The 8,413-nt window shown below is 68.6% G+C and carries 9 protein-coding genes; 6 read left to right on the forward strand and 3 right to left on the reverse strand.

The features are described from left to right. The coding region (locus N800_RS16160; RefSeq protein WP_036140284.1) for a hypothetical protein at positions 1 to 192 on the forward strand (192 nt) is incomplete at its 5' end. 7 nt (positions 193 to 199) lie between these two features. Here the strand turns inward: N800_RS16160 and N800_RS14545 are convergent. The 3 genes from N800_RS14545 to N800_RS14555 all read right to left on the reverse strand — a co-directional run bounded on the left by N800_RS14545 (position 200) and on the right by N800_RS14555 (position 2,516). Continuing rightward, entirely contained in the window at positions 200 to 817 is a 618-nt protein-coding gene (locus tag N800_RS14545; RefSeq protein WP_036140286.1) for a thymidine kinase, read from the reverse strand. A gap of 75 nt (positions 818 to 892) precedes the next feature. Then, positions 893 to 1,624 (reverse strand): SEL1-like repeat protein, encoded by a 732-nt coding sequence (locus N800_RS14550; protein WP_156963018.1) that lies wholly within the window; start codon positions 1,622 to 1,624, stop codon positions 893 to 895. Between the two features lie 112 nt (positions 1,625 to 1,736). Further along, positions 1,737 to 2,516: an SEL1-like repeat protein gene (locus tag N800_RS14555; protein WP_052108297.1), complete on the reverse strand. Its 780-nt coding sequence runs from the start codon at positions 2,514 to 2,516 to the stop codon at positions 1,737 to 1,739. 104 nt (positions 2,517 to 2,620) lie between these two features. On the opposite strand from N800_RS14555, the gene N800_RS14560 reads away from it, so the two are divergent. The 5 genes from N800_RS14560 (at position 2,621) to N800_RS14580 (ending at position 8,285) form a co-directional block, all read left to right on the forward strand. Next, positions 2,621 to 4,600 (forward strand): UvrD-helicase domain-containing protein, encoded by a 1,980-nt coding sequence (locus tag N800_RS14560; RefSeq protein WP_036140303.1) that lies wholly within the window; start codon positions 2,621 to 2,623, stop codon positions 4,598 to 4,600. Between the two features lie 226 nt (positions 4,601 to 4,826). Further along, on the forward strand, positions 4,827 to 5,456 hold the full coding sequence (locus tag N800_RS14565; RefSeq protein WP_198032567.1) for an outer membrane beta-barrel protein: 630 nt from the start codon (positions 4,827 to 4,829) through the stop codon (positions 5,454 to 5,456). A 177-nt stretch (positions 5,457 to 5,633) separates the two neighbouring features. Next, positions 5,634 to 6,035 (forward strand): SMU1112c/YaeR family gloxylase I-like metalloprotein, encoded by a 402-nt coding sequence (gene gloA2, locus N800_RS14570; RefSeq protein WP_036140291.1) that lies wholly within the window; start codon positions 5,634 to 5,636, stop codon positions 6,033 to 6,035. A gap of 122 nt (positions 6,036 to 6,157) precedes the next feature. Then, the gene (locus N800_RS14575) at positions 6,158 to 7,066 is read left to right on the forward strand and encodes a 5'-nucleotidase, lipoprotein e(P4) family (RefSeq protein ID WP_036140293.1); all 909 of its coding nucleotides are present in this window, start codon (positions 6,158 to 6,160) and stop codon (positions 7,064 to 7,066) included. 259 nt (positions 7,067 to 7,325) lie between these two features. Continuing rightward, positions 7,326 to 8,285 carry a hypothetical protein gene (locus tag N800_RS14580; protein WP_036140295.1) on the forward strand — a complete coding sequence of 320 codons (960 nt, stop codon included), beginning with the start codon at positions 7,326 to 7,328 and terminating at the stop codon, positions 8,283 to 8,285. The last annotated feature ends 128 nt before the right edge of the window (positions 8,286 to 8,413 follow it).

An 8,413-nucleotide genomic window follows, 5' to 3' on the forward strand; every position in this document is an offset into this window, starting at 1 on the left:
CCCGAAGCGGTGCTGGCCAGCGTGCGCGCCGGGGCCTACCTCGCCGATGCAACCTGCCGGGGCCGCCCTTCCGCCAGCGCCATCGCCGCCCTGGCGGCCCTGCGGGCGCCCCTGGCGCAATGGCAGCCGGAGGGTGGCACGCTGACCCGCGAGGTCGATGCGATCGAAGCCGAGTGCCGCCGCGCGCCCTGAGCGGGGATTACAACAATGGGGGCTGCAGCGGCTCGATCAGCCCTTCGCCGCGCATCACCTTCTTGAACTCCGCGCGCGACACCGACACATAGCGCTCGTTGCCGCCGATCTCCACCTGCGGCCCGTCCTGCACCGCGCGGCCCTGCTCGTCGACGCGCACGGTCATCGTCGCCTTCTTGCCGCTATGGCAGATGGTCTTGATCTCGGTGATCTCGTCGGCCCACGCCAGCAGGTACTGGCTGCCCTCGAACAGCTCGCCGCGGAAGTCGGTGCGCAGGCCGTAGCACAGCACCGGAACACGCAGCGCATCGACCACCTCGCTCAGCTGCCACACCTGCGCCTTGGACAGGAACTGTGCCTCGTCGACCAGCACGCAATGCAGCGGGCCGTGCGCGGCGATGTCCGCGCGTACCACGCCCAGCAGGTCGGCGTCGCGGTCGAAGGCGATGCCGTCGGACTGCAGGCCGATGCGCGAGGCCACCGTGCCGCTGCCGCCGCGGTGGTCGAGCTTGGGGGTGAGGATGACCGCGCGCATGCCGCGCTCGCGGTAGTTGTATGCCGACTGCAGCAGCGTCGTGGTCTTACCGGCGTTCATCGCCGAGTGGTAGAAGTAGAGCTTGGCCATGGCGCCAGTTTAGCGGCGCACGCGGTCCGGCCGCGGCCCTGCGGCCGCCACCGACATCCGCGCTCGGGCCCGGGGTCAGTCCGAGCGGTCTTTGCGGACCGGCACCACCGGCCCCACCCGGACCTTGCCCTCCAGCAATCGATCCTGTTCGGCCCAATACCGCGACATGCCCCGGCCAGCTGCGCCGTAGAGCTGCTCCCGGGTCCCGACAGCGGTCTGGGTGAACGACGACGCGTTGCTCCCCGTCTTGGCGAAGAACTGGCCACTCACCGGTTTGCCGGAAGTCGCCAGCATCTGCCCGTCATACCCCGCACGACTGCCGGTCATGTCATCGGCAAACCGGCGCATGGCCCCTTCCGCCCTGGGTTTGGCCACCCCGTCGCCGTAGCGGTCGTAGAGCGCCAGACCCTGCTCGGCGGCCTGCGCCTGTTGGGCAGGGGTCAAGTCGGACCACATCTTCTCGCGGATCAGCAGCATCTGCCGACTGCCGCGCTCGGCCGCCAGATCGGCCCAGATGTACGCCTGGACGCGATCCAGGGGCACGCCAGACCCGTGCCAGTACATCAGGCTCAGATAATGCTGCGAGTACTTGTCGGCGTAATAGGCCGCCCGCTCGAATTGCGTCCTCGCGCCGCTGTAATCGCGGCTGAGATACGCCTTCAACCCGGACAGCCGTGATACTTCGTTGGGTCGGCCTTCGGCCGCCTTCAACTGCGCATCCACGTCCAGGAAACTGGCGTCGGTCAACTTGACCGGCTCCGCCGCCAATGCGGCGGATGCCACGGCCACGCCCACCACCAGCACCACCCTTCTGCTCCACCTCGTCAACATGTCCGTGTTCCTCCGAGTCGATGACGCTGTGCCCGGGCGATCATGCCCAGGTCCACTCTAGTCCGCGTTGGCCCGGTTCACCATGAGCTCAAGGCTCCGGCGGCACCTCGGGCGGCGGCGCGTCCGCCTCGGGGGTGGTGGCAGGAATGCGCGAGGCGGGGGTCCCATCGCGCACCACTTCGGCCTCGCCCACCTCGACCTTGCCGATTCGCGGCTTCATCCACACCTGGTCCTGCCAGGCCCAGTACTTGTCCGGATCCCAATAGCGCTCGTCGTAGAACTTGCTCGCGTCAATCGTCTCCTCGCCCGATGGCGTCGTGATCGAGATCGTCAACGCGCCCACCATCCCGGTGCGGCTGCCGGTGATGCTCCGCCGTGCCAACCGCAGCTGGAAATCGGCACGCGGGCGCGCGGCAGCATCGCCATAGCGCGCATAGATGGCGCCGCCCTCCGCCAGGGCGCGTTCGCGCTCGTTCGCATCCAAGGCCGCCCAGTACCGTTCCCGCAGGCCGGCGAACCCCTGGTATCCGCGTTCCGCGGCAAGGTCCATCCAGGCGTACGCCAGCGCCCGATCGCGCGGCATGCCGTCACCGTTCCAATACATCTCGGCGATCATGCCCTGCGCGGGCTTGTCGGCGTAGAAAGCCGCACGGCTGAACAGGCGGAAGGCGTCGTCGTAGCGCTTCTCGCGGTAGGCGCGCTGCCCCAGCATGCGGTACTTCATGTCCTGGTGCCCCTCCAGGAATCCGGCGCGGAGCAGTTCCGGTGTGTCCAGCGGGTCCGGCGGAGGAGCGGACTGCTCCTTGGCTATCGCGGTCAGCGGCAGACTGATACACAGGGCAAGGATGAGGGGGCGAAAAGCGGGCATTCCATGCGTTCCATCTCAGGGGATGGGCGCTAGCGTACCCGTCCCACTCGCCGGAGACAGGTAAACTGATGGGCCATGCCGGCATGCCGGCCTTTGACGTTTCCATGCACGGCCTCAACCCCCCCCAACACGCTGCCGTCCTGCACACCGACGGCCCCCTGCTCGTGCTCGCCGGCGCGGGCAGCGGCAAGACCCGCGTCATCGTCGAGAAGATCGCGCACCTGATCGCGTCCGGGCGGATGCCGGCCAAGCGCATCGCCGCCATCACCTTCACCAACAAGTCGGCGAAGGAAATGCGCGAACGCGTGGCCAAAAGGATCAAGGGCGACGCCGCCGACGGTCTGACCATCTGCACCTTCCACGCGCTGGGCCTGAAGTTCCTGCAGATCGAACACGCGCACGCCGGCCTGCGCCGCGGCTTCAGCATCTTCGACAGCGACGACAGCGCCGCGCAGATCAAGGACCTGCTGCCGGCGGGCAGCAAGCCGGACGTGGTGGACGACACCCGCAACCTGATCTCGCGCGCCAAGAACGCCGGCCTGTCGCCGGAGCAGGCGCTGGAGGCGGCACGCAGCACCCGCGAGACCGAGGCGGCGCTGGTGTACGCGCGCTACCAGGCGCGCCTGGCAACGTTCAACGCCGTCGACTTCGACGACCTGATCCGCCTGCCGGTGCAACTGCTGGAGGCCCACGAGGACCTGCGCCTGGCGTGGCGCGAGCGCATCGGCTACCTGCTGGTGGACGAGTGCCAGGACACCAACGACGCGCAGTACCGCCTGCTCAAGGCCATCGCCGGCCCGAAGGGCCTGTTCACCTGCGTGGGCGACGACGACCAGTCGATCTACGCCTGGCGCGGCGCCAACCCCGACAACCTGCTGTCGCTGGGCGTGGACTACCCCGCGCTGCAGATCATCAAGCTGGAGCAGAACTACCGCTGCTCCAACCGCGTGCTGCGCAGCGCCAATGCGCTGATCGCCCACAACCCGCACGAGCACCCCAAGACGCTGTGGTCCGACCAGGCCGACGGCGAGCGCATCCGCATCTGGGAATGCCGCGACAGCGCGCACGAGGCGGAAAAGGTCGCCGCCGAGATCGCCTTCGTCGCCAGCGCCAAGCAGGCGCCGTGGAGCGACTTCTGCATCCTGTTCCGCGGCAACCACCAGAGCCGCGCGCTGGAAAAGGCGCTGCAGTTGCTGCGCGTGCCCTACCATCTCACCGGTGGCACCGCGTTCCTGGAGCGCGGCGAGGTCAAGGATGCGCTGGCCTGGCTGCGGCTGATCGCCAACCCCGACGACGACGCCGCGTTCCTGCGCGCGGTCACGTCACCCAAGCGCGAGGTCGGCGCCACCACCCTGGCCAAGCTGGCCGAACTGGCGCAGCACGGCGGCATGCCGATGGCGCGCGCCGCCGAGCAGATCGGCGTGCTCAAACAGCTGGCGCCGCGCGCGGCCAATGCCGTCGACGGCTTCAGCACCATCGTCAAGAACCTGCGCCGCGACGCGCAACGACTCACGCCCGCCGAACTGGTGCGCGAACTCGCGCAACGCAGCGGCCTGCTCAACGCCATGCGTGCGGAAAGCAAGGACGAAGCCGGGTTCCAGCGGCGCAAGGCCAACCTCGAGGAACTGGCCGACTGGTTCGACGGCGGCAAGGGCGCCGGCCCGGGCGAGTTGGCCGCGCAACTGGCGCTGCTGTCGCACGCCGACAAGGGCGACGCCGGCAACCAGGTGCGGCTGATGTCGATGCACGCGTCGAAGGGGCTGGAATTCCGCTACGTGTTCATCGTCGGCGTGGAGGACGGCAACCTGCCGCACGACGCCAGCCTGGACGAGGGCCGCATCGACGAAGAGCGCCGCCTGCTGTACGTAGGCATCACCCGCGCCAAGGAGCGGCTGTGGCTGTCGCACTCCAAGGAGACGCAGCGCTGGGGTGAGAAGATCCGGCTCAAGCCCAGCCGCTTCCTCGATGAGTTGCCCGCCGCGGAACTGCAACGCGACGGCGCCGACCCCGCACTGGATGCCGAGCACAAGAAGGAACGCGCGAAGGCCGGATTCGACGCGATCCGGGCGCTGCTGGAAAGCTGATCAACCCACCCGGGCGCGACGGGATACGCCGCCGTTCTGGCCCCACTGCACCACCCCCCCGCCATGGCAAGGTGGAAATGTCTCGATGCGCCGGGTTGTCGCTCGCGGGCAGGGGATGCACAGTGTGTTCGCCTGAATCGGCGGCCTGCCACGTGTGGGCGCGTTTCGCTTGGCAGGCTTCCAACCCGTCACACCATCTGGGAACAACATGAACAAGTACGGATGCATGGCGCTCGTCGCAATGGCGTGCGCGGCCGTGATGCCAACCGCCCATGCCGCGGGCAACTCCTTCGTCGCCGGCCAGGTGGGCCGGGCCAGGTTCAATGACAGCGTGTTCGACGACAGCAGCACCAACACGCGCGCGATCAGTGGCGGCTATCGGTGGCAGGCAGGCCCGATCGTCCAGATCGGCGTCGAGGCGGGACTGGGCAAGGTCGACGAACTCGAAGGGGATTTCTTCTACTACAACGATGGCATGGGGTACGAGGAGATCGCGCGAATCGCCATGGACATCGACTACCGCCACGTCGGTGCCAATGCCCGCATCAACTTTGGAGAAGGCAGCCGCTGGTTCGCCATTGCCCGCGCCGGCTACATGGCCTATGACATGGACGCCCGCCTGCATTACGAGGCCTGGGACAACGGCCAGCTGGTGGACGGCTTCGACGACACCGCCAGTGACGACGGTGGTGGCGCCTACTTCGGCGCCGGCGTTGGCGTGGACATCACCCCGAACATCAACGTGAACCTGATGTTCAACGGCTATGCGTACTCCAGCTTCGAAGGCGACGGCTACACCGAGGATGATATCGGCACCGCCAGCACCACCACGCTCGGCGTCGAAGTGCGCTTCTGACGATTCCCGCCTCACCCATGCGGCAGGTCCGGCGCAGCGGTCCTGCCGACATGGCACCATCGCCATGCGCCATCGCCGCGTGATGGCGCATGGGAGGTTGAAGATGGCCAATGAAACCCGGGGACGGGCGATACCGCCAGCCGCGGCGCGCGTGTTCCATTTTTCTGGAGCGCGCGCATGAGCCTTGCGCTCCGCCGTATCCACCACGTCGCCATCATCTGCTCGGACTACCCGCGCTCGAAGGCGTTCTACAGCCAGGTATTGGGCCTGCCCGTTTTGGCCGAGGCTTACCGCGCTGCCCGCTCCTCGTGGAAGCTGGATCTGGCCCTGCCCGATGGCGGACAACTCGAGCTCTTTTCGTTCCCCGCGCCGCCCCCGCGTCCCTCGTATCCCGAGGCGTGTGGCCTCCGCCATCTCGCCTTCGAGGTTGACGACGTCGCTGCAGCCGCCAAGCACCTGCAGGCCTTGGGAGTCGATGTGGAGGCCATACGGGTGGACGAGTTCACCGGTCGCCGCTTCACCTTCCTCGCCGACCCCGACGGCCTGCCGATCGAGTTGTACGAGTCCACGACCGGTTAGGTGGCCCTGCCACGGCGCAACCCGCACCAATTCCCGCGTCGCCTCGGCGCGCATCGCCGGAGGGAACTGCGCTGTCATGAGGCTGGGCTAAACTCGCCGGTCCCTCCTTCGTCCGGATCGCCATGCACCACCGCGCGCCCCTCCTGACCGCGCTGGCCTGCGGCCTCGCGCTGACCGCCTGCCAGCACACCGCCGCCCTCGAGACCGCGCCGGGCACGGCCTCGATCGACCCGTCGGCGCCCGCTGCCGAAAGCGTCGCCGCCAACGACAACCTCAACGCCGTGCTGTGGATGCAGCGCGCCGCCGAGTACCGCGCCGCCAGCACGCAGGCCTACCGCGCCGCGGCCGCCAACCTGGACCGCGCGCTGAAGACCCCGGAGTGGGACGCGCTGGTGCCCGAGGAACGCGCCAACACCGCCAAAGGGCTGAAGCCCGCGGTGGTCATGGACCTGGACGAAACCGTGCTCGACAACTCGCCTTACCAGGCGCGCCTGGTGCGCGACGGCGGCGAGTACAACGAAGCCACCTGGGACGCCTGGGTGCGCGAACAGAAAGCCACCGCCGTCCCGGGCGTGGTGGAATTCGCCCGCGCCGCCAACGCGCGCGGCATCACCCTGCTCTACCTGTCCAACCGCGCCGTGCACCTGAAGGAAGCGACCCTCGCCAACCTCAGGGCCATCGGCATGCCGGTGGCCAACGATGACGTGTTCCTCGGGCTGGGCACCGTGGTTGACGACTGCGAGCAGGAGGGCAGCGAGAAGAACTGCCGGCGCCAACTGGCCGGCCGGCACTACCGGGTGCTGATGCAGTTTGGCGACCAGTTGGGCGATTTCGTCCAGGTGGTCGCCAACACGCCGGAAGGGCGCGATGCCCTGTACGCCCAGCACCAGGCCTGGTTCGGCGAGCGCTGGTGGATGCTGCCCAATCCCAGTTATGGTTCATGGGAGCCGGCCGTGTTCAATAACGACTGGCGCCAGCCGCGCGCGGCCCGACGCGGGGCCAAGTTCGACGCCTTGAACACCGCGCCCTAAGGATTTTATATAAATCAATAGGTTATGCAACACATCCTGACGTGTTGCATCAACTTCGTGGCGCAGGTACGCTGCTTGGCGTCCGGGTTGCCCGGAAACGCGCCACAACTCGATGTCCCCCCGGCTTCGGCCGGGCTTGCAGGAGGCCTCCGGCCTCCTTTTTCTTGCCCGCCACTTGCCCGATCCGGAACTGGCTTGGCTTGTCCCCCCGCCCGTCGCCCGCCAAGATGCGCTGGCGACTTGGGGAAAGCCGCCCACCATGACACTGTTTCGACGCCTGCTACCGATGCTCGCCCTGGCCCTGCTGCTGGGCGCGTGCGAGCGTGCGCCGACGCCGCCCCCGGCACCACCGAAGCCGCTGGGTCCCACCGAAGCGCTGACCCGGCTGATGCAGGACCTGCGCCGCAACGACCTGGCCGGTTACGCCCGCCATGCCGTGCCGGCGACGCTGCATGCGCGCCTGGAGACCGCCTGGAAGGGAGGCCACACGGTTTGGCCGCTGACCGAACTGCCGCTGGACGACCGCATCGCGCCCATGATCACCGCACTGGCCGCGCCCGGCGCCGAACGCCAACTCAAGGCCACCTTCAAACAGCAGTTCTCCGGGGCCGAGCGGGAGTTGCGCTCGGCCGCCTCGACCCTGGGGCTGTTCGCCGGCCAGTACGTGGCCAACGCCGAGGAGTACAGCGATGAGGAGCGCGACCACTACGCGCAGATGATTGCCGCCTTCAGCCAGTGGGGGCAGCGCGCGCCGCTGGCCGACGGCAAGCGTGCCAGCGCCGCATTGCCACGACTCGTCAACGCGGCGCGCGCGACCGGCCTTGCCGGGCCCGATGCCTTCGCCAAAGCCGGGATGGACAAGACACTGGGGCGCCTCGGCCCGTTCTTCCGCACCACCAAGGACGTGCTGCGCAGCTATGGTCTGGACCTTGACGCGACACTGGATGGCATCGAGGTCACGGTCGCCCAGCAGACCGGCGAGACCGCCCGGCTGCGAGTGCGCTACACGCTGGCCGGGCGGCCGGTCGACGCTTTTGTCCGCACCGAGCGCCGGGACGGCCAGTGGTACCTGACCGACCTGCTGCGCCATGCGGAGGCGGAAGCCGGGCCGGCAACGCTGCCTTCGACCCCGGCGGCCAACACCCCGGCCACGCCCGCGACACCGGCGCCCAAGCAGGCCAACGGCGTCCTCGACCCCCTAACCGCCACCCCCCGCTAGCCGCCCGCCAGCGGCATGCCGGCATAATGGCGCCGATGCAGAACCAGACCGACCTGCCCTTTCCCGCCGCCGAGCCCACCCCCAGCGGGAGCCCGGCCACGCCCGGAGCGCCCGCGCCGGGTCCCGAG

This window comes from Lysobacter daejeonensis GH1-9 (assembly GCF_000768355.1).
Classification (GTDB): domain Bacteria; phylum Pseudomonadota; class Gammaproteobacteria; order Xanthomonadales; family Xanthomonadaceae; genus Aerolutibacter; species Aerolutibacter daejeonensis.

Excerpts from the sequence above, each read along its gene's own strand:
- N800_RS14545 (WP_036140286.1), bottom strand. The coding sequence starts at position 817 with ATGGCCAAGCTCTACTTCTACCACTCGGCGATGAACGCCGGTAAGACC.
- N800_RS14555 (WP_052108297.1), bottom strand. The coding sequence starts at position 2,516 with ATGCCCGCTTTTCGCCCCCTCATCCTTGCCCTGTGTATCAGTCTGCCG.
- N800_RS14560 (WP_036140303.1), top strand. The coding sequence starts at position 2,621 with ATGCACGGCCTCAACCCCCCCCAACACGCTGCCGTCCTGCACACCGAC.
- N800_RS14565 (WP_198032567.1), top strand. The coding sequence starts at position 4,827 with ATGGCGCTCGTCGCAATGGCGTGCGCGGCCGTGATGCCAACCGCCCAT.
- gloA2 (WP_036140291.1), top strand. The coding sequence starts at position 5,634 with ATGAGCCTTGCGCTCCGCCGTATCCACCACGTCGCCATCATCTGCTCG.
- N800_RS14575 (WP_036140293.1), top strand. The coding sequence starts at position 6,158 with ATGCACCACCGCGCGCCCCTCCTGACCGCGCTGGCCTGCGGCCTCGCG.
- N800_RS14580 (WP_036140295.1), top strand. The coding sequence starts at position 7,326 with ATGACACTGTTTCGACGCCTGCTACCGATGCTCGCCCTGGCCCTGCTG.